At 66.3% G+C, this 22,462-nt stretch carries 22 protein-coding genes and 1 riboswitch; of the genes, 12 read left to right on the top strand and 10 right to left on the bottom strand.

Features of this window, described 5'->3' with window-relative positions; translation table 11 throughout:
* Positions 1-131: 131 nt before the first annotated feature.
* The gene (gene thiC, locus DWG20_RS05660; RefSeq protein WP_115432895.1) at positions 132-2,042 is read right to left on the bottom strand and encodes a phosphomethylpyrimidine synthase ThiC; all 1,911 of its coding nucleotides are present in this window, start codon (positions 2,040-2,042) and stop codon (positions 132-134) included.
* Positions 2,043-2,120: 78 nt separating this feature from the next.
* A riboswitch (TPP riboswitch) is annotated at positions 2,121-2,224 on the bottom strand.
* A gap of 103 nt (positions 2,225-2,327) precedes the next feature.
* Between thiC and DWG20_RS05655 the strand changes: the two genes are divergently transcribed.
* From DWG20_RS05655 to DWG20_RS05640, 4 genes are all read left to right on the top strand, one after another.
* Positions 2,328-2,987, top strand: coding sequence for a protein-L-isoaspartate O-methyltransferase family protein (locus DWG20_RS05655; RefSeq protein ID WP_115432894.1), 660 nt, complete (start codon positions 2,328-2,330; stop codon positions 2,985-2,987).
* A 14-nt stretch (positions 2,988-3,001) separates the two neighbouring features.
* Positions 3,002-3,328, top strand: a complete 327-nt coding sequence (locus tag DWG20_RS05650) for a rhodanese-like domain-containing protein (protein ID WP_115432893.1) — start codon at positions 3,002-3,004, stop codon at positions 3,326-3,328.
* A gap of 58 nt (positions 3,329-3,386) precedes the next feature.
* Complete coding sequence (gene ung, locus DWG20_RS05645) at positions 3,387-4,094, top strand: uracil-DNA glycosylase (RefSeq protein ID WP_115432892.1); 708 nt, start codon at positions 3,387-3,389, stop codon at positions 4,092-4,094.
* Positions 4,095-4,245: 151 nt separating this feature from the next.
* Entirely contained in the window at positions 4,246-5,565 is a 1,320-nt protein-coding gene (locus tag DWG20_RS05640) for a hemolysin family protein (RefSeq protein ID WP_115432891.1), read from the top strand.
* 116 nt (positions 5,566-5,681) lie between these two features.
* Here DWG20_RS05640 and DWG20_RS05635 read toward each other — a convergent pair whose 3' ends face one another.
* The 3 genes from DWG20_RS05635 to DWG20_RS05625 are packed head-to-tail and all read right to left on the bottom strand — an operon-like array spanning position 5,682 to position 7,914.
* Positions 5,682-6,191, bottom strand: coding sequence for a GNAT family N-acetyltransferase (locus DWG20_RS05635; RefSeq protein ID WP_245944779.1), 510 nt, complete (start codon positions 6,189-6,191; stop codon positions 5,682-5,684).
* The gene (locus tag DWG20_RS05630; protein WP_115432889.1) at positions 6,188-7,159 is read right to left on the bottom strand and encodes an NAD-dependent epimerase/dehydratase family protein; all 972 of its coding nucleotides are present in this window, start codon (positions 7,157-7,159) and stop codon (positions 6,188-6,190) included. The genes DWG20_RS05635 and DWG20_RS05630 overlap by 4 nt, the downstream gene beginning before the upstream one ends.
* Entirely contained in the window at positions 7,156-7,914 is a 759-nt protein-coding gene (locus DWG20_RS05625; RefSeq protein WP_115432888.1) for a glycosyltransferase family 2 protein, read from the bottom strand. The genes DWG20_RS05630 and DWG20_RS05625 overlap by 4 nt, the downstream gene beginning before the upstream one ends.
* A 566-nt stretch (positions 7,915-8,480) precedes the next feature.
* On the opposite strand from DWG20_RS05625, the gene waaC reads away from it, so the two are divergent.
* On the top strand, positions 8,481-9,440 hold the full coding sequence (gene waaC / locus DWG20_RS05620) for a lipopolysaccharide heptosyltransferase I (RefSeq protein WP_115432887.1): 960 nt from the start codon (positions 8,481-8,483) through the stop codon (positions 9,438-9,440).
* Positions 9,437-10,696 carry a lipid IV(A) 3-deoxy-D-manno-octulosonic acid transferase gene (gene waaA, locus DWG20_RS05615; protein WP_115432886.1) on the top strand — a complete coding sequence of 420 codons (1,260 nt, stop codon included), beginning with the start codon at positions 9,437-9,439 and terminating at the stop codon, positions 10,694-10,696. The genes waaC and waaA overlap by 4 nt, the downstream gene beginning before the upstream one ends.
* On the opposite strand, the gene DWG20_RS05610 is transcribed toward waaA, so the two are convergent.
* The 3 genes from DWG20_RS05610 to thiD form a co-directional block, all read right to left on the bottom strand.
* On the bottom strand, positions 10,668-11,627 hold the full coding sequence (locus DWG20_RS05610) for a homocysteine S-methyltransferase family protein (RefSeq protein WP_115432885.1): 960 nt from the start codon (positions 11,625-11,627) through the stop codon (positions 10,668-10,670). The genes waaA and DWG20_RS05610 overlap by 29 nt on opposite strands.
* A 153-nt stretch (positions 11,628-11,780) precedes the next feature.
* Positions 11,781-12,398, bottom strand: a complete 618-nt coding sequence (thiE, locus tag DWG20_RS05605) for a thiamine phosphate synthase (protein ID WP_115432884.1) — start codon at positions 12,396-12,398, stop codon at positions 11,781-11,783.
* Positions 12,391-13,221 carry a bifunctional hydroxymethylpyrimidine kinase/phosphomethylpyrimidine kinase gene (thiD, locus tag DWG20_RS05600; protein ID WP_115432883.1) on the bottom strand — a complete coding sequence of 277 codons (831 nt, stop codon included), beginning with the start codon at positions 13,219-13,221 and terminating at the stop codon, positions 12,391-12,393. Before thiD ends, thiE begins: the two co-directional genes overlap by 8 nt.
* Positions 13,222-13,287: 66 nt before the next feature.
* Between thiD and DWG20_RS05595 the strand changes: the two genes are divergently transcribed.
* From DWG20_RS05595 to hemL, 5 genes are all read left to right on the top strand, one after another.
* Positions 13,288-13,452, top strand: coding sequence for a rubredoxin (locus DWG20_RS05595; RefSeq protein WP_115432882.1), 165 nt, complete (start codon positions 13,288-13,290; stop codon positions 13,450-13,452).
* A gap of 76 nt (positions 13,453-13,528) precedes the next feature.
* A complete protein-coding gene (locus tag DWG20_RS05590) occupies positions 13,529-14,344 on the top strand; it encodes a M48 family metallopeptidase (protein WP_115434740.1) in 816 nt (271 codons plus the stop codon).
* A 64-nt stretch (positions 14,345-14,408) separates the two neighbouring features.
* Positions 14,409-14,825, top strand: a complete 417-nt coding sequence (locus DWG20_RS05585; protein ID WP_115432881.1) for a CopD family protein — start codon at positions 14,409-14,411, stop codon at positions 14,823-14,825.
* An 18-nt stretch (positions 14,826-14,843) separates the two neighbouring features.
* On the top strand, positions 14,844-15,311 hold the full coding sequence (locus DWG20_RS05580; protein WP_115432880.1) for a CYTH domain-containing protein: 468 nt from the start codon (positions 14,844-14,846) through the stop codon (positions 15,309-15,311).
* Between the two features lie 38 nt (positions 15,312-15,349).
* A complete protein-coding gene (gene hemL / locus DWG20_RS05575) occupies positions 15,350-16,627 on the top strand; it encodes a glutamate-1-semialdehyde 2,1-aminomutase (RefSeq protein WP_115432879.1) in 1,278 nt (425 codons plus the stop codon).
* Positions 16,628-16,812: 185 nt separating this feature from the next.
* On the opposite strand, the gene DWG20_RS05570 is transcribed toward hemL, so the two are convergent.
* The 3 genes from DWG20_RS05570 to DWG20_RS05560 all read right to left on the bottom strand — a co-directional run bounded on the left by DWG20_RS05570 (position 16,813) and on the right by DWG20_RS05560 (position 20,915).
* Complete coding sequence (locus tag DWG20_RS05570; RefSeq protein ID WP_115432878.1) at positions 16,813-17,766, bottom strand: PDR/VanB family oxidoreductase; 954 nt, start codon at positions 17,764-17,766, stop codon at positions 16,813-16,815.
* Positions 17,767-17,854: 88 nt separating this feature from the next.
* A complete protein-coding gene (locus tag DWG20_RS05565) occupies positions 17,855-19,486 on the bottom strand; it encodes a trimethylamine N-oxide permease (RefSeq protein WP_115432877.1) in 1,632 nt (543 codons plus the stop codon).
* Between the two features lie 535 nt (positions 19,487-20,021).
* Positions 20,022-20,915 carry a LysR family transcriptional regulator gene (locus DWG20_RS05560; RefSeq protein ID WP_115432876.1) on the bottom strand — a complete coding sequence of 298 codons (894 nt, stop codon included), beginning with the start codon at positions 20,913-20,915 and terminating at the stop codon, positions 20,022-20,024.
* Between the two features lie 138 nt (positions 20,916-21,053).
* Here DWG20_RS05560 and DWG20_RS05555 point away from each other — a divergent pair, with 138 nt between their 5' ends.
* On the top strand, positions 21,054-22,442 hold the full coding sequence (locus DWG20_RS05555) for an MFS transporter (protein WP_115432875.1): 1,389 nt from the start codon (positions 21,054-21,056) through the stop codon (positions 22,440-22,442).
* Positions 22,443-22,462: the final 20 nt, after the last annotated feature.

The following is a 22,462-nucleotide window of genomic DNA, read 5'->3' as shown; positions in this document are numbered from 1 at the left end:
GCCTCACCAATGCCTGCCTAAAACTGCCGGCCAGTATGTACTTCAAGCACTATAGCCTCCGTTACCCGGCATAAACGCATAAAAAACGGCAGCCCGCAGGCTGCCGTTTCTCGGTTCAAAGCAAAACCGAATCAGATCTTGTCGTACAGCTTGGCGCCGCCCTTGACGAACTCGATCGACTTCACTTCCATGCCCTTCGCGAGCGCGTCCTGCTCGGACACGCCCTGCGCGGCGGCGAATTCGCGCACGTCCTGGGTGATCTTCATCGAGCAGAAGTGCGGGCCGCACATCGAGCAGAAGTGCGCCACCTTGGCCGAGTCCTTCGGCAGCGTCTCGTCGTGGAACGAGCGCGCGCGGTCCGGGTCGAGGCCGAGGTTGAACTGGTCTTCCCAGCGGAACTCGAAGCGGGCCTTACTGAGCGCGTTGTCGCGGATCTGCGCGCCCGGGTGGCCCTTGGCGAGGTCGGCGGCGTGCGCGGCCAGCTTGTAGGTGATGATGCCTTCCTTCACGTCGTCCTTGTTCGGCAGGCCGAGGTGCTCCTTCGGGGTCACGTAGCACAGCATCGCGGTGCCGTACCAGCCGATCTGCGCGGCGCCGATCGCGCTGGTGATGTGGTCGTAGCCGGGGGCGATGTCGGTGGTCAGCGGGCCGAGGGTGTAGAACGGCGCCTCGTGGCACCACTCCAGTTCCTTGTCCATGTTCTCCTTGATCAGCTGCATCGGCACGTGGCCCGGGCCTTCGATCATCACCTGCACGTCGTGCTTCCAGGCGATCTGCGTCAGCTCGCCCAGCGTCTTCAGTTCGCCGAGCTGCGCGGCGTCGTTGGCGTCCCACACCGAACCCGGGCGCAGGCCGTCGCCGAGCGAGAACGCCACGTCGTACGCCTTCATGATTTCGCAGATGTCTTCGAAGTGGGTGTAGAGGAAGTTTTCCTGGTGATGCGCCAGGCACCACTTGGCCATGATCGAGCCGCCGCGGCTGACGATGCCGGTCATCCGGTTGGCGGTCATCGGCACGTAGCGCAGCAAGACGCCGGCGTGGATGGTGAAGTAGTCGACGCCCTGTTCGGCCTGTTCGATCAGCGTGTCCTTGAAGATCTCCCAGGTCAGGTCTTCGGCCTTGCCGTTGACCTTCTCGAGCGCCTGGTAGATCGGCACGGTGCCGATCGGCACCGGCGAGTTGCGCAGGATCCATTCACGCGTCTCGTGGATGTTCTTGCCGGTCGACAGGTCCATGATGGTGTCGGCGCCCCAGCGGATGCCCCAGGTCATCTTGTCGACTTCTTCGCTGATCGACGAGGTCACCGCCGAGTTGCCGATGTTGCCGTTGATCTTCACCAGGAAGTTGCGGCCGATGATCATCGGCTCCGATTCCGGGTGGTTGATGTTGTTCGGGATGATGGCGCGGCCGCTGGCGACTTCCTGGCGCACGAATTCCGCGGTGATGGTGTCGACCATGCCGGCGCCGTAGTTCTCGCCCGGGTGCTGGCGGATCATCAGCTCGAGCAGGCGCTCGTTCTTGCCGCCGGCCGCCTTCACGCTCTCGATGTAGGCCGCGCGGTTCATGTTCTCGCGGATGGCGATGTATTCCATCTCCGGCGTGATGATGCCCTGACGTGCGTAGTGCATCTGCGAGACGTTACAGCCCGGCTTGGCGCGGCGCGGCTTGCGCGTCAGGTTGAAGCGCAGGTGGTCGAGCTTTTCGTCGGCTTCGCGCGCGCGGCCGTACTCGGAGGAAAGGCCGTCGAGCAGTTCGGTGTCGTTGCGCTCCTCGATCCACGCGGCGCGGATCGCCGGCAGGCCGTCGCGCACGTCGATCTTGGCGGCCGGGTCGGTATACGGGCCGCTGCAGTCGTAGACGTAGATCGGCGGGTTCTGCTCGCCGCCGAACTGGGTCGGGGTGTCGGCCTGCGAGATTTCGCGCATCGGCACGCGGAGGTCGGGGCGCGAGCCTTGTACGTAGATCTTGCGGGAATTGGGCAGCGGCTGGATGGCGGCGCTGTCCACCACCATTTCGGTATTCAGATTGGTCGGCGCGTTCATTGGCGTGTCTCCTTGGGCTTCACAGGGCGCAAGGAGGAACTTCGGCCGCGTCCGCTGGCGGGACGGGTGCCGCTCGGGGTGGCGGCAGGTTCGCTTCCCTACGCCGGTATTATCCGGGTCAGGTTCGGAGGGTGTTTCTCACCCGCGCGGCACGATTGCCGGCAGGACCCCTAGCGCTCTTAAGGCGGCGCGGGTCCGCACCTTGCCTCAGAGTGCTGTGAAGGTAAGCCAAATGTGCAATAATCGCAAGTTATTGTCTTTAAAAGCCTCGTGGAGTCCGATTCGATGGATTTCGAAAAAGCCCGCTTCAATATGGTCGAGCAGCAGATCCGCCCTTGGGACGTGCTCGACATCAAGATTCTTGACCTGCTGTTTGCCGTGAAGCGCGAAGACTTCGTGCAGCCGGAACAGCGCGACATCGCCTTCGTCGACGTGCAGCTGCCGCTGCCGAACGGCACGCTGATGCTCGAACCCAAGGTGGAAGCCCGCCTGGTGCAGGACCTCGACATCAGACCGACCGACCGCATCCTCGAAGTCGGCACCGGCTCGGGCTACGTGACTGCGCTGTTGGCCACGCTCGGCCGCGAAGTCGTCAGCGTCGAGATCGACCCGGCGCAGAAGGCGCGCGCCGAGGCCAACCTGCGTAAGGCCGGCGTCGACAACGCGACCGTGCTGGACGGCAACGGCATCGAAGGGGTGCCGGGCAAGGCGCCGTTCGACGCGATCCTGGTCGGCGGTTCGCTGCCGGTGGTGCCCGAGGCGCTGAAACAGCAGCTCGCCATCGGCGGTCGCTTGGCGGTGGTCGTCGGCGACGAGCCGGTGATGCGCGCGATCGTCGTCACCCGAGACAGCGAAACCGCGTTCGGCGAGACCGTGTCGTTCGACACCGTCGTGCCGCGCTTGGCCAAGGCCTGTGCGCTGGCGCCGTCGGCGTTCCGCTTCTGAACTAGGCGAAGATCATGATCCGCGAAATCGGCGCCAAAGAACTCGCCGCCTGGCTGGCGGACGACACGCGCGTGCAGCCGGTGCTGCTCGACGTGCGCGAAGGCTGGGAAGTGGCCCGCGCGAGCCTGCCGGGCATCGTCCACATCCCGATGAACCTGATCCCGGGCCGCATGGCCGAGCTGCCGGACGATGCCCCCATCGTCACCATCTGCCACCATGGCGTGCGCAGCTATCAGGTCGGCCTGTATCTGAAGAACGCCGGCTTCGACGAGGTGATCAGCCTCAAGGGCGGCGTCGAGGCGTGGGCCTCGGACGTCGACCCGACGATGGCGCACTACTGATCCCGTCGGGTTTTGACGCCAACGGCCCGAACGGGCCGTTTTTTGCGAGCGCATCTCAATGAATTACTTCGATCTGGACCGCGTCCACCCCGGCTGGCGTGCCGTGCTGGCGTCGCCGACCTTGGCCGAGCCGCTGGCGCGGCTCGACGCCGAACTCGCGCGCCGCCACGACGCCGGCGAGATCATCTACCCGCCGCGGCGCGCGATCTTCCGCGCGCTCGAGGACTGCGCGCCCGAGGACGTGAAGGTCGTCATCCTCGGCCAGGATCCGTACCACGGCGAAGGCGAGGCGATGGGGCTGTCGTTCTCGGTCACGCGCGAAACGCGCGTGCCGCCCAGCTTACGCAACATCTACAAGGAACTCGCGACCGACGTCGACGCCGCCTTCCCCGGCCACGGCGACCTCAGCTACTTGTCGCGCCAGGGCGTGCTCTTGCTCAACAGCGTGCTGACGGTGCGCGCCGACGCCGCCGGCAGCCACGGCAAGCTCGGCTGGCAGGCGGTGACCGACGCGCTGATCGACACCGTCAACCACGCCAACCCCGGCTGCGTGTTCCTGTTGTGGGGCAACTGGGCGCAGACCAAGGCCGAGCGCATCGACGAGGCGCGCCACCTGATCCTCGCGAGCGCCCACCCGTCGCCGCTGTCGGCGCGGCGCGGCTTCTTCGGGGCTCGTCATTTCTCGCAGGCCAACGCATGGCTCGCCGCGCACGGCAAGGGCGGGATCGAGTGGGCGCACGAAGCGCCGGCCGATCTTTTCGCCTGAACGGCCGCGAAAGCTCGGCCAAGCTCGGTATCTGACTAGCCGCCATCGAGGCGGCTTTTTTTGCGTCCGGTTTTCCTCCCACCCCGCCCGCGGTGGTGCGATCCGGCCTTTGCCAGTAAGCTTGAATTTCCCCTTCATCACTACACCCCCAATGGACGTTCTGATACTGCTGTTCCTGATTCTGCTCAACGGCGTATTCGCCATGTCGGAGCTCGCCATCGTCTCGGCGCGCAAGGTGCGCCTGCAACAATGGGCCGAAGACGGCCACCGCGGCGCCGAAACCGCGCTCTTACTGTCGGAAGAACCGACCCGCTTCCTGTCCACCGTCCAGATCGGCATCACCTCGATCGGCATCCTGTCCGGCGTGTTCGGCCAAGAGGCGATCGCCAGCGAGCTGGCCGTCTGGCTGATGCAGTTCCCGCTGACCGCCCCCTACGCCGAGCCGGTGTCGCTGGCGGTGATGGTGGTCACCATCACCTATTTCTCGCTGATCTTCGGCGAACTCGTGCCCAAGCGGCTCGCGATGCACAACCCGGAGCGGCTCGCGTCGGCGATGGCGCGCCCGATGCAGCTGTTGTCGCGGCTGACTTCGCCGCTGGTGAGACTCCTCAGCGTGTCGACCGACACCGTGCTGCGGCTGATCGGCGCGCGCCGCGGCAAGGAGCCGTCGATCACCGAGGAAGAGATCCAGGTGCTGATGGAACAGGGCGCCGACGAGGGCGTGTTCGAGCGCGCCGAGCAGGAGCTGGTCGCCAATATCTTCCGCCTCGACACGCGCAAGGTCGGCTCGATCATGACGCCGCGCAAGGACATCGTGCCGCTCGACGTCGAAGACCCGCTGCAGGACAACCTCGACAAGCTGCAGGGCAACCTGTTCACGCGCTTCCCGGTGGTCAAGGGCGGTCTCGACCAGATCCTCGGCATGGTGCACGCCAAGGACATCCTCAACCAGACGCTGAGCGGCCGGCCGGTCGAGCTGAGCAGCCTGTTGAAACCGGCGCTCTACGTGCCGGCGACGATCTCGCCGATGCAGCTGATGGAGCAGTTCAAGATCACGCGCAACCATATCGCGCTGGTGGTCGACGAATACGGCGAGCTCGAGGGCATCGTCACCATGAACGACGTGCTCGAGACCATCGTCGGCGACCTGCCGACCGATGCGCTGACCGAAGACAACGAGGCGGTCGAGCGCGAGGACGGCAGCTGGCTGATCGACGGCATGATGTCGCTCGACAAGTTCCGCGACCTGTTCGACATCGAGGACCGCCTGCCGGGCGAGGACAGCGGCAACATTCACACGCTCGGCGGTTTCGTGATGTTCCAGCTCGGCCGCGTGCCGGCGGTGGCCGACCGTTTCGAGTGGGAAGAGATCGCCTTCGAGGTGCTCGACATGGACAAGACGCGCGTCGACAAGATGATGGTGAAAAGGTTGGCCGACGGCGACGGCCCGGACACCGGCAGCTCGCTGTAAGCGCAGCGGCTTTATCGCCGGAAACAAAAAACCCCGCCAGCGCTGGCGGGGTTTTTTCATGGCGGCATTTCTTGGCCCTTGCTGATGCGATGCCCAGGCGCTCGGCCAACCTTGGCCTACAGGCGGATCGCGCACACCGCGCTGCGCCGGTTGCCGGCCGGGCGGCGCGCCGGGTCGGCGTAGTTGTCGACTTCGACCATGCCGGCCTTCCTCATCATGCCGGCCGATGCGGCGTTCTCGTCGTGCCGGTCGGCGACCAGCCACGTCGCGCCGGCCCGGCGAGCGGCGTCGATCGCGGCGTCAAGCAGCTTCACGCCCAGGCCCTGGCCGGCCGCGTCGCGATGCACGACCGCCTCGACGACGAAGACCGCCTGGTCGGACGGAAGCCCTGCCGGGCGCAGCGCCGGATAGCGGTCTTCGAAACGCCACACCAGCGCACCTACTAGGCGCTGCTTGTCGTCGAAGGCGAGTTCGGCGTTGGCCGAGCCCGACGCGAGCTCGGCCAACGTGGCGGCGACGCCGTCTTCCGGCAGCCAGTTCCACTGATTCGGCCCGTGCTCGCGCAGCAACACGCCGACCGCGTCGGCGTCGGCCTGGCCGCAGGCCCGACGCAGGGCCACGCTCACGTGCGCGACTTCCATCCGCGGTACCACTTGACGAACGCTTCGATGCCGTCGGCCAGCGGCGTCGCCGGCGAGAAGCCGACCGCCGCACGCAAGCGCGCGGTGTCAGCGTAGGTGATCGGCACGTCGCCGTCCTGCATCGGCAGGTATTCCTTCACCGCCTCGCGGCCGCACGCCGTTTCGACGCAGCGGATGAATTCCATCAATTCGACCGGCTGGTGGTTGCCGATGTTGAAAATCTCGAAATTGCTACGTTCTTTTGTTACGTATTCCATGACACGAAGCACACCTTCGACGATGTCGTCGATATAGGTGAAGTCGCGCTGCAACAAACCGTGGTTGAAAACCTTGATAGGCCGACCCTCGCTGATCGCCTCGGTGAACAGCCACGGCGCCATGTCGGGCCGACCCCAGGGTCCGTACACGGTGAAGAAGCGCAGGCCGGTCAGCGTCATGCCGTAGAGCTCGGCGTAGCTGGCCGCCATCGCCTCGTTGGCCTTCTTGGTCGCCGCGTAGTAGCTGACCGGCGCGTCGGTGCGGTCGTCCTCGGAGAACGGCACCTTGGCGTTCTTGCCGTACACGCTCGACGAGCTGGCGAACACCAGATGCTTCACCGCATGGCGGCGACAGGCTTCGAGCAGGTTGGCGAAACCGACGAGGTTGCTCTGCGTGTACGCGTGCGGGTTCTGGATCGAGTAGCGCACGCCGGCCTGCGCGGCCAGGTTCACGACGTAATCGGGCTTCTCGGCGGCGAACAGCGCATCGAGCGCGTCGTTGTCGGCGATGTCCAGCTTGTGGAAAACAAAGCCGCTACGGCCCGTTAACGTGGCAAGGCGCGCGTGTTTGAGCTCGACGGCGTAGTAGTCGTTGAGGTTATCCACACCGATTACCGACCCGTTCCCGCGTTCGAGCAGCTTTTCGCACACCGCGCGGCCGATGAATCCGGCGGCGCCGGTCACCATCACTTTCATGCTTTTTTCTCCAGTCGCTGTCTTTCCAGCAGTTTGGCGTATTTGACGAAGCTGTTGAAGCAGCCGATCGCGATGTGGACGAGGCCGGGCAGGCCGTCCCTAAAGCCCTGACGCACAATGTAAAACTTGAAGAAGCGCAGCAAGGGGCTCGCGATGAGCTTCATCGCGCCGACCTGCTTGCCCGCCGCGAACAGCGCTTCGGCCTGCAGGTCGGTGTAACGGTTCTGCTTGGCCAGATACACGCTGACGTCTTCGCCCGACTCGTGCATCAGATCGCCCGCGAGCGTGCCGACCGGGCCGTCAGCGATCACGTACTCGTGAACCTGATGGTCGGACCAGCGTGCACGGCGCCGGTCGAAGAGACGCAGGCTCATGTCCGGATAGCCCTCGCCGTGGCGCAGGAAACGACCCATAAACTTGTTGCAACGGGGAAAACGGTAGGCCGATGTCTGTGGATTGTCAGGCAAATCCTTGATTTCTTTGATTAATGCATCGGAAAGCCACTCGTCGGCGTCGAGGCAGAGCACCCAGTCGTTGCGCGCTTGAGAGACGGCGAACTGCTTCTGCGGACCGAATCCCAGCCAGTCCTGGTGGATAACTTTGGCGCCATAGGCGTTGGCTATGGCCAGGGTGTCGTCAGAGCTGCCTGAATCCACAAGTATGACCTCGTCGGCGAAGCGACAACTCTCGAGACACGCTTTCAAGCTATGTGCCGCGTTTTTGGTGATAAGCACTGCGCTGATCGATACGCCCATTATTCTAGTTACTCTTGTTTAATAAGATAAAGATAGTAGAAGGCGGTCAACGCCTGTGGGCAAGTGTCTTTTATGTATACGAATCAATCTGTTGTGACGTATTGAAAGCTGGTGTCAACCCGGTTCCACGGCGGTTGAACGCTTGTGGGTAATTTGTCCTGTCGTCAAAGGACTGGGTTTATCCACAGGGTCTGGGCGACTTTTGCGAGAAGGCCTGTGAACAGCGATTTTTGCGCTCACCCTGTTTTTCTCTATTTTCTTTTTATTATTCTGAAGAAACTGATATAGCAGCACAAGTTCTGTGGATAAGTGCAAAAAAGCTATGCAAACTCAAGCGCTTGGGCTGTTGATTAACCTTGGATTAAACCTGCTCGCGGTGTTCTGACAAGCTGTGGATGAAACGGCGCCTCTTTATCCACAGCGGCTTATCCACAGCAGACGCGGCGCGATTCTACTTGGTTAACCACAGGGCGACTCGTACAATCGCGCCAGCTCCGAAGCGCACGGCCACGCGCCGTGCGTTCCCTTTATCCACAGCCGCCCCGGCCCCCGCCTTCACTACCCCGATGAATATCCTGATCGTGCGCACTTCCTCGATGGGAGACCTGATCCATACCTACCCCGCGCTGACCGACTTCGCCCGCCACTTTCCGGACGCCCGCGTCAGCTGGTTGGCCGAGGAAGGCTTCGCGCGCATCGCCGCGCTGCATCCCGTCGTCGATGCGGTGATCCCGATCGCGTGGCGGCGCTGGCGCAAGTCGCTGCTGTCTGCCGCGACCTGGCGCGAGATCGGCGCGTGCAAGCGGGCGCTGAGTGATCCGCGCTTCGACCTGGTCGTCGACATGCAGGGGCTGGTGAAGAGCGCGATTCCGGCGCGCTGGGCGAAGTCGCCGCTGGCCGGTTACGACCGCGACAGCATCCGCGAACCGCTGGCGAGCCGTTTCTACGACAAGCGCTACCCGGTCAGCCGGCAACTGTCGGCGGTCGAGCGCAACCGGCAACTGCTGGGGCGCGTGTTCGGCTACACGCCTCAGGGCGCGCCGGCCTTCGGCATCGAGGCAGGCGATCGACTTGCCTGGCTGCCGAAAACCGATTACGCGGTGCTGCTGCACGCGACCAGCCGCGACAGCAAGGAATGGGCGGAGGAAAACTGGGTGGCGCTGGCCAAACGCCTGGCCGAGCAGAAAGGCTGGATCTCGGTGCTGCCTTGGGGCAACGATGCGGAAAAGGCGCGCGCCGAACGCCTGGCCGCGCAAATTCCGGGCGCGATCGCCGCGCCTAAGCTGAACCTGACCGAGGCGGCGGCCTTGCTCGGCCATGCGAGCGCGGTGATCGGCGTCGACACCGGCCTCACCCACCTGGCGAACGCGCTCGACGTGCCGCTGGTCGGCCTCTACACCGATACCGATCCGTCGCTGACCGGCGTCATCGAGAGCCCGCGCGCGAAGAACCTCGGCGGCCCGGGCGCACGACCGACTCCCGATGAAGTCTGGGACGCGCTCATCGCGCTGGAAGGCACGGCATGAGCTGGCGCGGCGTCTACGGCCTCGCGTGGCGGCTCGGCCAACCCTGGGTGCGCCGCTATCTTCGACGCCGCGGCCGCAAGGCGCCGGCCTACCTGGAACACTGGGACGAGCGCTTCGGCGACGGCTTTTCGCCGAAGGCTGTAGGCGCGATCTGGATCCACGCGGTGTCGGTAGGCGAGACGCGCGCCGCGCAGCCGGTGGTCGCCGCGCTGCGCGCGCGCTTTCCCGACGCGCCGCTGCTGGTCACGCAAATGACGCCGACCGGCCGTGCGACCGCCGAGGCGCTCTACACGGGTGCCGAGGTACGCTACCTGCCCTACGACCTTCCCGACGCCGTGGCGGGCTTCCTGAGGGTCTACAAACCGAGGTTCGGCGTGCTGATGGAGACCGAGATCTGGCCGAACCTGCTGTTCGCGGCGAAGGACGCTGGCGTGCCGATGTTTCTCGCCAACGCGCGGCTGTCGGAAAAATCGCTGAACGGCTACCGGAAAATCGGCGCGCTGATCCGCCCGGCGGTCGCGACGCTGTCCGGCACGCTGGCGCAGACGCGCGACGACGCGGCGAGGTTGGCCGAGCTGTCCGCCGACCCGGTGCTGGTGTGCGGCAACAGCAAGTACGACATCGCGCCGCCGGCCGACAAGCTGACGTTGGCCGAGACCTTCCGCGCCGCCATCGGCGAGAGGCCGGTGCTGGTCGCCGCCAGCACGCGCGACGACGAGGAGGCGCTCTTGCTCGACGCGTGGGCGGCGCGCAAGACGCGTGACGCCTTGCTGGTGTTGGTGCCGCGCCATCCCGAGCGCTTCGACGCGGTCGCCGACATGGTCGAGCAACGCGGCCTCGCACTCGCGCGCCGCAGCGCCGGGCTAGAAGCGTTGAATGAAGACACCGACGTCTGGCTCGGCGACAGCATGGGCGAGCTGTTCGCCTACTACGCGGCGGGCGACGTCGCCTTCGTCGGCGGCAGCCTGAAGCCGCTCGGCGGCCAGAACCTGATCGAACCGGCGAGCGTCGGCCGGCCGGTGCTGTTCGGCCCGTCGATGTTCAATTTCAAGGAAGCGAGCGCGCTGGCGCTGGCGGCCGGCGCGGCGAGGCAGTGCGAAGACGCCGCGGGCGTGATCGCGGCGTTCGACGAGCTGATCGGAAACGGGAAGGCGCGGGAAGACATGGCGGACGCGGCGCGCGCGTTCACCGCCCTGCACCGCGGCGCGAGCGAGCGGATGGCGGCGTTTATCGCCGAGCGGCTTTCGGAACGCTGAGGCAGGCGCGGCAGATCGCTTCGAGGTGCCTGAGGTCGGTGCCGCAGCAGCCGCCGAGGATGTTGATCCCGGGGTGACGCAGGCGCAGCGCCTGATAGCGCCGGCCGAGATCGTCGGGGTCGCCGGCGTCGAGCGTGTCGGACTCGTCGAGTTCGGCGTGGCTCTTCTGCGACGCGTTGGCGCGCAGCCCACGCAGCCTCGCAAGCGAAGGCGCGTCGCCGTCGAGCAAAGCGGCGAAGTGCGCCGGGTGAGCGCAGTTGATCATGTAGTAGGCGGGGTAGCCGTCGGTCGCGGCGTCGACCTCGGCGATCGCGGCGGCGAGCCCCTGGCCGCTCGGCAAGCTGCCGTCGGTCTCGACGGTGAATGAGATCGCCGCCGGAATGGCGGCGCCTTGCGCGGCGCGCGCGATGCCGACCGCCTCGGCGGCATAGTTCATTGTCATTGCGGCCACCATGTCGGCGTCGGTACCGGCGAACACGTCGATCTGCGCGGCGTGGTAGTCGGCCGCCTCGTCGGCGCCCATCATCGTGCCGAGCCGGTAGCCGTCGCCGCGCGGGCCGACGCAGCCGCTGACCACCATCGGCGGGCCGTCGCCGAATTCGTCGCGAATTTCCAATAGTTGCCCGATCGCGCGGCGGTTGACGTCGGCGAGCGATGCCGCGTCGTAGCCGAGCTTGTCGCCCCAGTCGCGGTTGGCGCGCCAGGTGGCGCTCTCGAGGATGAAGCCCGCGCCGTGTTCGCGCGCGAGCGCCGCGTAGCCGCGGAAATAGGCGTCGAGCGCGGCGCGGCCGTCGGGGTCGGCGAAGAGGACGAAGGATGCGAACTCGGGCAGCGTGAAGCCCTGATGGAAGATCAGCGTGGTTTCGATGCCGCCGTCGGTGAGGAAGGGCTCGCCGGACAGTTGCGGCAGACGGGAGCGGTAGCGTGCCATGGCCAGGCCTGCGACAGGAAAGGAACAAGCCGGCGGGGCGTTTCCGGCCGTCTGCGCGAGGGGAACGCTCCACCGGATTTCACTATACGCCGGGCGCGCAGAAAGGTTGGCCGAGCATGGAGCTCGGCCAACCTTTTCGCCGGAAGAGACGGTTCAGCGGTACAGCGCGGCCAGTTCGCGCGCGACGGCCTTGGGGTCGGCCGCGTCGTACAGCGCCGAGATCAGCGAGATCGCGTCGGCGCCGGCGTCGACGACCTGCTGCGCGTTGGCCGGGCCGATGCCGCCGATCGCGACGCTCGGCACCTTGAGGCGCTTCGCTTCATGGAACAGCGTCAGCGGCGCGCGGATCGCCTCGGGTTTCACGCTGGACGCAAACACCGCGCCGAACGCGACGTAGCTCGCGCCGGCGGCGACCGCCGTTTCGGCCAGCGTGATCTGGTCGTAGCACGAGACGCCGACGATGGCGTCGGCGCCGAGTACGCGGCGTGCGTCGGCGATGCCGGCGTCGTCCCTTCCGACGTGGACGCCGTCGGCGCCGATCTCGCGCGCCAGCTCGACGTCGTCGTTGATCAGCAGGAGCGCGCCCTGTTCGCGGCACAGCGCCAATAAGCCTTCTGCCTGCGTGCGGCGCAGCGCGGCGTCGCTGCTCTTGTTGCGGTACTGCACGATGGCCGCGCCGCCTTCGAGGATGGCGCGCGTCTTGGCGAGCAGGCCGTCGGTGTCGGCGGTGTCCGGGGTGATCGCGTACAGGCCGCGGAAATTTTTAGTCATCGCTTTTCTCTTTGCGCGCCCAGTACAGCCGGTCGGGGATGAACTGGCCCATGCCCGGGCGGAACGCGTTTTTCAGGGTCTGATACGTATAGTCCTGCGCCTCGCGCACCGCGTCGGCGATGCTGCTGCCCGAGGCGAGGATGCCGGCGATCGCCGACGCGAGCGTGCAGCCCGAGCCGTGGTAGCTGCCGGGCAGCCGCTCCCAGCTGTCGGCGCGCACCTGGCCCTGGCCGTCGTACAGCGTGTTGGTGACGACGCGGGTGTTCTCGTGCGTGCCGGTGATGAGCACGTATTCGCAACCGAGCTGCGTCAGCCTTTCGGCCGCGAGCGCGAGTTCGAGCGCGTCTTCCTCGTCCGGGTCGTGGGCGGCGAGGCGCCGTGCCTCGATACTGTTCGGCGTGACGATGGTCGTCTGCGGCAGGATCATGTCGCGGATCGCGGCGATCAGGTCCTCGTCGGCGAACGCGTGGCCGCCGCCGGAGGCGAGCACCGGGTCGACGATCAGCGGCACTTCGGGGTAGTCGGACACCACCTCGGCGATCGCGGCGACGTTCTCGACGCTGCCTATCATGCCGAGCTTGAACGCCGACACCTTCATGTCTTCCAGCAGCGCGCGCGCCTGGTCGACCAGCCACTCGGCGTCCATCACCAGGAAGTCGGTGACGCCGGCGGTGTCTTGCACGGTGACGGCGGTCACCACCGACAGCGGGTGGCAGCCGAGGCTGGCCAGGGTCAGGATATCGGCCTGCAGACCGGCGCCGCCGGTCGGGTCGGAGCCGGCCAGGGTCATCACAATCGGGGGCGTGACAGGGGGCGTGCTCAAGGCTTATCCTCGCTCGTTTTTCGTGGGTACAATTGTCCCTATATTAACCGACCCGTGGAGGGATGGATGCGTACCTGGATGTGCCTGATTTGCGGCTTTATCTACGACGAGGAAGCCGGTCGTCCGGAAGACGACATTGCGCCGGGAACGCGCTGGGAAGACGTGCCGATGAACTGGACCTGCCCGGACTGCGGCGCGCGCAAGGAAGACTTCGAGATGATCGAGATCTGATCGCGATCGTGCGCAGCGGGGCCCGCGTTCATAATGACAAGTTGATCGACCGGAACTCTAAATGAGGCAAAACGTCATGACACTGCGTTCTACGATACTGGCCGCGCTCGGCGTGGCGGCGCTCGCCACCGGCTGCGCCAGCAGCACCGCCGGCGGGGCGACGGGCAGCAACCGCTCGCAACTGATGATCGTGTCGGCCGCCGAGGTCAACCAGGGGGCGGCGCTCGCCTACGGCCAGGAACTCTCCAAGGCGAGGAGCGCCGGCGCGCTGAACAGCAACGCCGCCTACACGCGCCGCGCGAAGGACATTTCGAACCGGCTGATCGCCCAGGTCGGCCACTTCCGGCCCGACGCGCGTTCCTGGCCGTGGGAGGTGAACGTGTTCACCAGCCCCGACGTCAACGCCTACTGCATGCCGGGCGGCAAGATCGGCGTCTACACCGGCCTCATCGACAAGCTGAAGCTCACCGACGACGAGCTGGCGGCGGTGATCGGCCACGAAATCTCGCACGCGCTGCGCGAACACAGCCGCGAGCAGATGTCGCAGGAGTTCGTGAAGCAGCAGGGTCTGTCGCTCGCGCTGTCGATGGGCAAGATCAGCGGCGGCACCGCCAGCGTCGTCGATTTCGTCAGCCAGGTCGGCGTGTCGCTGCCGTTCTCGCGCTCGATGGAGACCGAGGCCGACGTGATCGGCATGGAGCTGATGGCGCGCGCCGGCTACAACCCGCAGGCCGCGGTCAGCGTCTGGGAAAAGATGAACCAGCTGTCGGGTGCCGGCAACCGGTCCGACTTCTTCAGCACCCACCCGAGCGGTTCCAACCGCATCGAGACGCTGAAAAAGAACCTGCCGGCGGTGATGCCGCTCTATCAGCGAGCGCGCGCCGGACGCTGAGTCCGTTTCACGTGAAACCCGCTACGCGGCCACCTCGGTGGCCGCTTGCCATTGGGAACCCTGCATGTCCTATGCCCTGCTGAAAACGCTGCACATCGGCTTCGTCGTGTCGTGGTTCGCCGGCCTGTTCTACCTGCCGCGCCTCTTCGTCAACCTGGCGATGGCCGAGACCGACGCCGAGCGCACGCGCCTCTTGCTGATGGCGCACAAGCTGTTCCGCTTCATGACGCCGCTGGCGGTGCTGGCGGCGCTGTTCGGCGTGTGGCTGATGTTCTCCACGGGCTTTTCGGGAGGCTGGCTGCACGCCAAGCTCGCGCTCGTCGCGGTACTGATCGGTTACCATGCAGGGTGTGGACGGCTGCTGGCCGCGTTCGACGCCGGCCGCAACCGTCACGGCCACCGCTGGTACCGCGTGTTCAACGAGATCCCGGTGCTGGTGATGTTCGTGGTGATCTATCTGGTGGTCGCCAAACCGTTTTGAATCTGAGGATGTAATGCAATGGCGATGGAAATCGAACGCCGCTTCCTGGTGAAGGACGAGAGCTGGCGCGACCTGGCCGAAGGGCTGCGCTACCGTCAGGGTTATCTGTCGGTCGACCCGGCGCGCACCGTGCGCGTGCGCGTGGTCGGCGACGATGCATGGCTGACGATCAAGAGCCAGGTCAGCGCGATGAGCCGCCACGAGTTCGAATACGCGATCCCGCGCGCGGACGCCGAGCAACTGATGGACGCCGCCTGCCCGATGGTGGTCGAGAAGATCCGCTACCGGATCACCCACGCCGGCCACCTGTGGGAGGTCGACGAGTTCTTCGGCGAGAACGGCGGTCTCGTGATGGCCGAGATCGAGCTGCCCGACGAAGCGACCGAGTTCGTCCGCCCCGACTGGCTGGGCGAGGAAGTGACGCTGGACGGCCGCTACACCAACGCCTACCTCAGCCAGAACCCCTACCGCCGCTGGCCGAAATAGGCTCGGCCAACCTTTCACCGCATTCAAGGCCCGAATCCATGAACCGCAACGAAACCCTGTTCGACCGCGCCAAGGCGCACATCCCCGGCGGCGTGAATTCGCCGGTGCGCGCCTTCGGCTCGGTCGGCGGCACGCCGCGCTTCGTCTCGCGCGCAGAAGGCGCCTACTTCTGGGACGCCGACGACAAGCGCTACATCGACTACATCGGCTCCTGGGGCCCGGCCATCCTCGGCCACGCGCGTAAGGAAGTCATCGACGCCGTCAAACAGGCCGCCGACTTCGGCCTGTCGTTCGGCGCGCCGACCGAGGGCGAGATCACCATCGCCGAGGAAATCTGCAAGCTGGTGCCGAGCATCGAGCAGGTGCGGCTGGTGTCGTCCGGCACCGAGGCGACGATGAGCGCGATCCGCCTCGCGCGCGGCTTCACCGGCCGCGACGCCATCGTCAAGTTCGAGGGCTGCTACCACGGCCATTCCGACTCGCTCTTGGTGAAGGCCGGCTCGGGCCTGTTGACCTTCGGCAACCCGAGCTCCGCCGGCGTGCCGGCCGACTTCACCAAGCACACGCTGGTGCTCGAGTACAACAACGTCGAGCAGCTCGAGCGCACCTTCGCCGAGATCGGCGACACCATCGCTTGCGTGATCCTCGAGCCGATCGCCGGCAACATGAACCTGATCAAGCCGTCGGCCGAGTTCATCGCCGCGCTGCGAACGCTCACTGAAAAGCACGGCGCGCTGCTGATCTACGACGAGGTGATGACCGGTTTTCGCGTCGGTTTGGGCTGCGCTCAGGGCCTGCACGGCATCAAGCCGGACCTGACGACGCTGGGCAAGGTGGTCGGCGGCGGCATGCCGCTGGCGGCCTTCGGCGGCCGCGCCGACGTGATGGGCAAGATCGCGCCGCTCGGCCCGGTCTACCAGGCCGGCACGCTGTCGGGCAACCCGCTGGCGGTCGCCGCCGGTCTGGCGACCTTGAAGCTGGTGCAGGAGCCGGGCTTCTACGAGACGCTTTCCGCGCGCACCGCAAGCTTGGCCGAGGGCCTGGCCGCCGCTGCGAAAGAGGCCGGCGTGCCGATGTGCACCGACTCGGTCGGCGGCATGTTCGGCGTCTACTTCAGCGAAACGGTGCCGACCGGCTACGCCGCCGTCACCGCGTCCGACCGCGAGCGCTTCAACCGCTTCTTCCACGCGATGCTAGCCGAAGGCGTGTACCTCGCACCGTCGGCTTACGAGGCGGGTTTCGTGTCGATTGCACATAGCGAAGATGACATCGCCTTGACCATCGCCGCGGCACGCCGGGCGCTGGCTCGCGTGTAAGCAGCCAATCGTTTCAAAGCAAAAGGTTGGCCGAGCTCGGCCAACCTTTTTTGTTTTCCGAAAGTGCTCAGCCCGTCAGCGCGGACAGGAGCGATTTTTGCGTGCCTTATGCCGAGCTTGTCGTGCATAAAAGCAAACGCCCCGCATCGCGGGGCGTTTCACGTGGAACCGGTGCCGCCCACCGGCTAGAGGTCGAGCACCAGCCGCTGGCCGCGCGCGCGCGACACGCACAGCATCATCGTCTTCTGCGCGGCCTTCTCGTCGTCGGACAGGTAGGCGTCGCGATGGTCGGCCTCGCCCTCGAGGATCGCGGTCTCGCACGAGCCGCAGATGCCTTCGCGGCACATGCAGTCGACCTTGATCCCGGCCTTCTCGATCGCGCGCAGTAGCGTGTCGTCGGCGCCGACGCTGAGCGTCACGCCGCTCTTCGCGAGCTCGACCTCGAACGCGCCGCCGGTCTTGTCGACGTCGTTGCGGAATTGTTCGTAGTGGATGCGTTCTTCGCTCCAGCCGGCCGCACGCGCCGTGTCGATCACCGCGTCGTTGAGCGACGCCGGGCCGCAGACGTAGACGTGGGTGTCTTGCGGCTGCTCGGCCAACAGGGCGGCGAGCTCGAGCCGCCCGCCGAGGTCGCTCTCGTAGAGGCTGAGCTGCGCGTCGGTCAGCAGGAGCGGCAGGCTGTCCAGGTAGGCGGCGCTCTGGCGGTTGCGGAAACAGTAGTGCAGCTCGAAGCCGGCGTTCTGCTTGGCTAGCGCCTGGATATGCGTCATGAACGGTGTGATGCCGATGCCGCCGGCGATCAACAGGTGCTTGCCGGCCGCGTCGGCCAGGCCGAACAGGTTGCCGGGCGGGTCGATCTCGAGTTCGTCGCCCTCGGCGACGTTCTCGTGCATATGGCGCGAACCGCCACGCGATGCTTCCTCGAGGCGCACGCTGATGCGGTAGCAGCTGGTGCCGTCGAGTGATCCGGTCAGCGAGTAGGCGTTGCTGATCCTGCCGCCGTCCATGTGAACGACGACGTGGCTGCCGCTGTCGAAGGCGGGCAAAGGCGAGCCGTCGCGGGCTTCGAGGGTGAAACGTTTGATGCCGGCGGCCAGCTGTTCGATGCGGGCGACCCGGACTTTGAGCGCGTCGTTCATCTTCGCGTCCTCGGGAATGAGCGGTACGGATTCGGGCAGGCGGGGCGGCGGCGTGCGCCGCCCCGTTTGGGCTTGCTGGATCAGGGGATCAGCCGATGACGGTCAGCTCGGCGGCGATCCACACCACGGCGACGCCGGCGGCGAGCGCGAGGTAAGGCAGTATCCCGGCGCGCGCGTGCGGCAGTTCCATGTCCTGGCGCATCGACTCGGGGAAGCGGCCCTTGTCCTGCACGTAGTGGCGGTAGACGAACACCGGCACGATCAGGAAGGTGGCGATCAGGCCGTTGCGCAGCGTGTTTTCCCCGAGGAAGTTGGCGCCGGCGCCGACCATCGCGAGGTCGAAGAAGCCGCACAGCGCGCCGAGCGCCAACAGCCAGTTCTTGCACTTGTACGGACGCGGCCAGTCGGCGCGGTCGAGGCGGTGGATCCAGCCCGACTGCAGGTTGAGGAAGACGAAGATCATGTAGCAGACGTTGGAGATCGACAGGATCGCCATGTAGCTCGACATCAACAGCAGGAACAGGTTGAAGATCAGGTCGGTCCACATCGCGCGCGTCGGCGCGCCGTGCTCGTTCACGTGCGACAGGTATTTCGGCAGCCAGCCGTCGACCGACGCCTGGTACAGCGTGCGCGACGAACCCATCATCGACGTCATCACGATCAACAGGATCGACAGCACCAGCATCACGACGATCACGTTGAACACCACCGCGCCGCCGCCGACGAACTTGGCCATCGTCGCGCCGACGCCGGAGCCGTCGACGATGCTCGGCGCGAGCATGCCGGTGAGGCCCAGTTCGCCCTGGAACGCGATCGGCACCGCGATGAACATGAACAGGCACAACAGGCCGGACGAGAAGATCGCCTTGAAGGTGTCCTTCTGCGGATTCTTGAATTCCCGCGTATAGCAGACCGCGGTCTCGAAGCCGAAGGTCGACCAGCACGCGAGGAACATCGCGCCCATCGCGGTGCTGATGCCGGCGGCGTTCCAGCTGCCCATCACCGACGCGCCGGAGGCGTCGTGCGTCAGCGGCAACAAGGGCAGGAAGTTCGTCGACGGCATGTCGCCGGTGATCAAGGGCACCAGCGCGACGACGACCAGCGGCGTCAGCGACGCGATGCCGAGGATGCGCTGCGTCTTCGCGGCCGCGGCGGCGCCGCTGTGCTGCAGCTTGAAGGTGATCAACAGGAAGATCGTCGCGAGGATGAAGGTCGAGTTGATCCTCAGCGTCAGCCCCTTGCTGATGAAGCCCATATCGAGCAGCGTCAGCTGCCAGCTGTTGATGACCGAGTCGGCCGGGAACAGGCAACTCAGCATATAGCCGGCGGCGAGACTGGTGCCCAGCGCCAGCATCGGCGACCACGCGATCCAGTTACACCACACAGAAACGGGCGCGACGAACTTGCTGTAGCGCACCCAGCCGAGCGCGCCGTAAATGGAAGCGCCGCCCGATTTGTGCGGGTAGAGCCCGGAGATCTCGGCGTAGGTGAAGCACTGCGCGAAGCCGACCAGGATGGCGAGGATCCAGATGAACCACGCCGGCTGGCCGACGGTGGCGGACACGCCGCCGATGGTGAACAGCACGCCGGCCGGAACGCCGCTGGTGACCCAGAACGCGTCTTTCCACGTGAGGTTGCGATGCAGGTCGTGGCTTTGCGCCGCTTGCTGCGCGGATGGGTTTAGCGTGCCGACGGGCAGCACGTCTTCTTGCGAACTCACTATTGCTCTCCTTTGCATTGCCTGGTCGCCGTTTTGGGTCGCTTGACGCGCCCTACGGTCTGCCGTGTCAGGTCTAGTGGATGCCCGATTGCCGGATGCCAGGCCGGTGAGTCGCTTCGATTGTGATCGCTTCCTTCATTGCATGTCTCCTTTGTGACTCGGTTTGGCTGCCGCTCTTTGGCTGGCTGTTGCGTCGCTGGCCGTCAGATGCGGCTGCTGTCATGTCGGGTGCCTAAGCACCGTTCGCATCACCTGTCCTTGTCGTGAATTAACTATTGGTAAATTAATTCACCGGTGGTGATGAGGCCGAGTATAGGAACAGCGGTTTGGAAAAAACAATAAAAGATTTATATCGAAGCGACGTGATCGTTAGTCGCGACGAGCGGCCCGCACGCGCGCTGGCCCGGCTTCTTCCGGGCGTACAGGGCGCGGCGGGTCGTGGCTTTGGGGAGGGCGTGGCCCGGCTGGACGGGGGCTCGGCCGACGTTGGCCGAGCCCGGCGAAGGGGAAGAAGGGCGGGAGGTAAGGACGGGGATCAGGGCGCGGCGCGCGCAAGCTCGGCGCGCACCAGTTCGACGAAGGCGCGCAGCGGCGCGGTCTGCGCGTCGCTGCGGTACACCAGCCACACCGCGGAGCGCGCGTTCTCGTCGGCGAGCGTCCGGTAGACGACGTGTTCGACCTGGATGCGCTGCTGCAGCGCCGGCATGATCGCGACGCCGAAGCCGGCGGCGACCAGCGCGACCTGCGTCGACGCCTCGCGCGCCTCCTGCGCGATGCGCGGCGCGAAGCCCGCGCCGCGGCACAGTGCGACGACCTGGTCGTAGAGGCCGATGCTGCGCGGGAACAGCACGAAGTCGTCGCCGGCGAAGGCCGACAGCGACACCGGGCCGTCGCCGTGCGCGAGCGGGTGGTCGGCGTGCAGCGCGATCACCATCGGCTCGCGCATCAGCTCAATGCACTCGAGCGGCTCGGGCAGCGCGGCCGGCCGGATCACGCCGACGTGCAGCCGCCGCTCGATCAGCGCGTCGATCTGCTCGAACGTCCTCATCTCCGACAGCGCGAGCGCGACGCCGGGGTGGCTTTGCCGGTAAGCGTAGAGCGTGCGCGAAAACACCGGCGTGAACGGCGCCGACACGGTGAAACCGATCTTGAGCTCGCCGACGTCGCCGCGGTGCGTGCGCGCCGCCTGCTCGGCGGCGGCGTCGAGCCGGGCGAGCACCTCGCGCGCGTCGCCGAGAAACAGCCGGCCGGCGTCGGTCAGCTCGACGCGGCGGTTGGTGCGGTTGAAGAGGCGCGCGCCGATCGACGCCTCGAGCGCGCGGATCTGCTGGCTCAACGGCGGCTGCGTGATGCCGAGCCGCTCGGCGGCGCGGCCGAAGTGCAAGGTCTCGGCGACCGCGACGAAATAGCGAAGCTGGCGCAGGTCCATTGGGTCGAAATCCCTATCGAAGATGTCGAATCATATTATCGATCTGAATCAAACGTGCTCCTAGACTGGGGGCATCCGAATCCTCCCCGCCTCGTCGGCGCCGACGGTCCTCCCCGGCGGGTTTCAGAAAGTCTCTTCATGCAGCCTCAATCAGATGATCACCGGGACGGCGTCCCGCTGCCGCAGCGCTACTGGGCGATCCTGACCATCGCGCTCGGCGTGACGATGGCGGTGCTCGACGGCGCGATCGCCAACGTCGCGCTGCCGGCGATCGCGCGCGACCTCGACGCGAGTCCGGCTTCGTCGATCTGGGTGGTCAACGCCTACCAGCTGTCGATCACCGTGTCGCTGCTGGCCTTCGCCGCGCTCGGCGACATCGTCGGCTACCGTCGCATCTACCAGGCCGGCCTCGTCGTGTTCACCGTCACGTCGGGGCTGTGCGCGCTGTCCGATTCGCTCGCGACCTTGACCTGCGCGCGCGTGCTGCAGGGCCTGGGCGCCGCCGGCGTGATGAGCGTCAACACCGCGCTGATCCGCACCATCTACCCGAAGGCCTTCCTCGGCCGCGGCCTCGCGATCAATTCCTTCCTCGTCGCGTTCTCGTCGGCGGCCGGGCCGACGATCGCGTCGGCGATCCTGTCGCTCGCGTCGTGGCAATGGCTGTTCGCGGTCAACCTGCCGATCGGCCTCGTCGCGAGCTTCATCGCGCTCAGGGCGCTGCCGGACAATACGCACCGCGCGCGGGTGCGCTTCGACATGCCGAGCGCGCTCCTGAACGCGGCGACCTTCGGCCTGTTGATCTTCGCGGTCGACGGTTTCGGCCACGGCCAGAGCCCGCTCGTCGTCGGCGGCCTGCTCGTCGCCTTGCTGGTGGTCGGGACGATCTTCGTGCGCCGCCAGCTCGGGCTGGCGGTGCCGCTGCTGCCTATAGACCTGTTGCGCATCCCGCTGTTCGGCCTGTCGATCTGCACGTCGATCTGCTCGTTCACCGCGCAGGCGCTGGCGCTGGTGTCGCTGCCGTTCTTTTTGCAGGGCATGCTCGGCCGCAGCCAGGTCGAGACCGGCCTCTTGATGACGCCGTGGCCGCTGGCGATCATGTGCGTCGCGCCCTTCGCCGGCCGGCTGCTCGAGAAGTATTCGCCGGGCTTGCTCGGCGGCCTGGGGCTCGCGATGCTGTCGGCGGGACTGGCGCTGCTCGCGACGTTGCCGCCGTCGCCCGACAACGTCGACATCGCATGGCGGATGGCGCTGTGCGGCGCCGGCTTCGGCCTGTTCCAGTCGCCGAACAACTTCGCGCTGTTGTCGTCGGCGCCGCCCCAGCGCAGCGGCGGCGCGAGCGGCATGCTCGGCACCGCGCGCCTCGTCGGCCAGACCGGCGGCGCGGCGCTGGTCGCGCTCTTGTTCAACTGGTTTCCCGCCAACGGCAGCCACGTGACCTTGCTGGTCGCCGCCGTCGCCGCGGCGCTGGCTTCCGTGGTCAGCTGCCTGAGGATCGCCAACACCGGCGTGCACGCGATCGTGCGCTGAACCCGCCCTCGCTCGCTGGC

The sequence above is a fragment of the Crenobacter cavernae genome (assembly GCF_003355495.1).
Lineage (GTDB): Bacteria > Pseudomonadota > Gammaproteobacteria > Burkholderiales > Chromobacteriaceae > Crenobacter > Crenobacter cavernae.
The sequence above is the reverse complement of the archived record's forward strand: the minus strand, read 5'-3'. Positions and strand labels throughout refer to the sequence as shown.

Excerpts from the sequence above, each read along its gene's own strand:
- DWG20_RS05595 (WP_115432882.1), top strand. The coding sequence starts at position 13,288 with ATGCGTACCTGGATGTGCCTGATTTGCGGCTTTATCTACGACGAGGAA.
- waaC (WP_115432887.1), top strand. The coding sequence starts at position 8,481 with ATGAATATCCTGATCGTGCGCACTTCCTCGATGGGAGACCTGATCCAT.
- thiE (WP_115432884.1), bottom strand. The coding sequence starts at position 12,398 with ATGACTAAAAATTTCCGCGGCCTGTACGCGATCACCCCGGACACCGCC.
- DWG20_RS05555 (WP_115432875.1), top strand. The coding sequence starts at position 21,054 with ATGCAGCCTCAATCAGATGATCACCGGGACGGCGTCCCGCTGCCGCAG.
- DWG20_RS05655 (WP_115432894.1), top strand. The coding sequence starts at position 2,328 with ATGGATTTCGAAAAAGCCCGCTTCAATATGGTCGAGCAGCAGATCCGC.
- ung (WP_115432892.1), top strand. The coding sequence starts at position 3,387 with ATGAATTACTTCGATCTGGACCGCGTCCACCCCGGCTGGCGTGCCGTG.
- waaA (WP_115432886.1), top strand. The coding sequence starts at position 9,437 with ATGAGCTGGCGCGGCGTCTACGGCCTCGCGTGGCGGCTCGGCCAACCC.
- DWG20_RS05570 (WP_115432878.1), bottom strand. The coding sequence starts at position 17,766 with ATGAACGACGCGCTCAAAGTCCGGGTCGCCCGCATCGAACAGCTGGCC.
- DWG20_RS05585 (WP_115432881.1), top strand. The coding sequence starts at position 14,409 with ATGTCCTATGCCCTGCTGAAAACGCTGCACATCGGCTTCGTCGTGTCG.
- DWG20_RS05630 (WP_115432889.1), bottom strand. The coding sequence starts at position 7,159 with ATGAAAGTGATGGTGACCGGCGCCGCCGGATTCATCGGCCGCGCGGTG.
- DWG20_RS05625 (WP_115432888.1), bottom strand. The coding sequence starts at position 7,914 with ATGGGCGTATCGATCAGCGCAGTGCTTATCACCAAAAACGCGGCACAT.
- DWG20_RS05640 (WP_115432891.1), top strand. The coding sequence starts at position 4,246 with ATGGACGTTCTGATACTGCTGTTCCTGATTCTGCTCAACGGCGTATTC.
- DWG20_RS05580 (WP_115432880.1), top strand. The coding sequence starts at position 14,844 with ATGGCGATGGAAATCGAACGCCGCTTCCTGGTGAAGGACGAGAGCTGG.
- hemL (WP_115432879.1), top strand. The coding sequence starts at position 15,350 with ATGAACCGCAACGAAACCCTGTTCGACCGCGCCAAGGCGCACATCCCC.
- thiC (WP_115432895.1), bottom strand. The coding sequence starts at position 2,042 with ATGAACGCGCCGACCAATCTGAATACCGAAATGGTGGTGGACAGCGCC.
- DWG20_RS05560 (WP_115432876.1), bottom strand. The coding sequence starts at position 20,915 with ATGGACCTGCGCCAGCTTCGCTATTTCGTCGCGGTCGCCGAGACCTTG.
- DWG20_RS05590 (WP_115434740.1), top strand. The coding sequence starts at position 13,529 with ATGACACTGCGTTCTACGATACTGGCCGCGCTCGGCGTGGCGGCGCTC.
- DWG20_RS05650 (WP_115432893.1), top strand. The coding sequence starts at position 3,002 with ATGATCCGCGAAATCGGCGCCAAAGAACTCGCCGCCTGGCTGGCGGAC.
- DWG20_RS05610 (WP_115432885.1), bottom strand. The coding sequence starts at position 11,627 with ATGGCACGCTACCGCTCCCGTCTGCCGCAACTGTCCGGCGAGCCCTTC.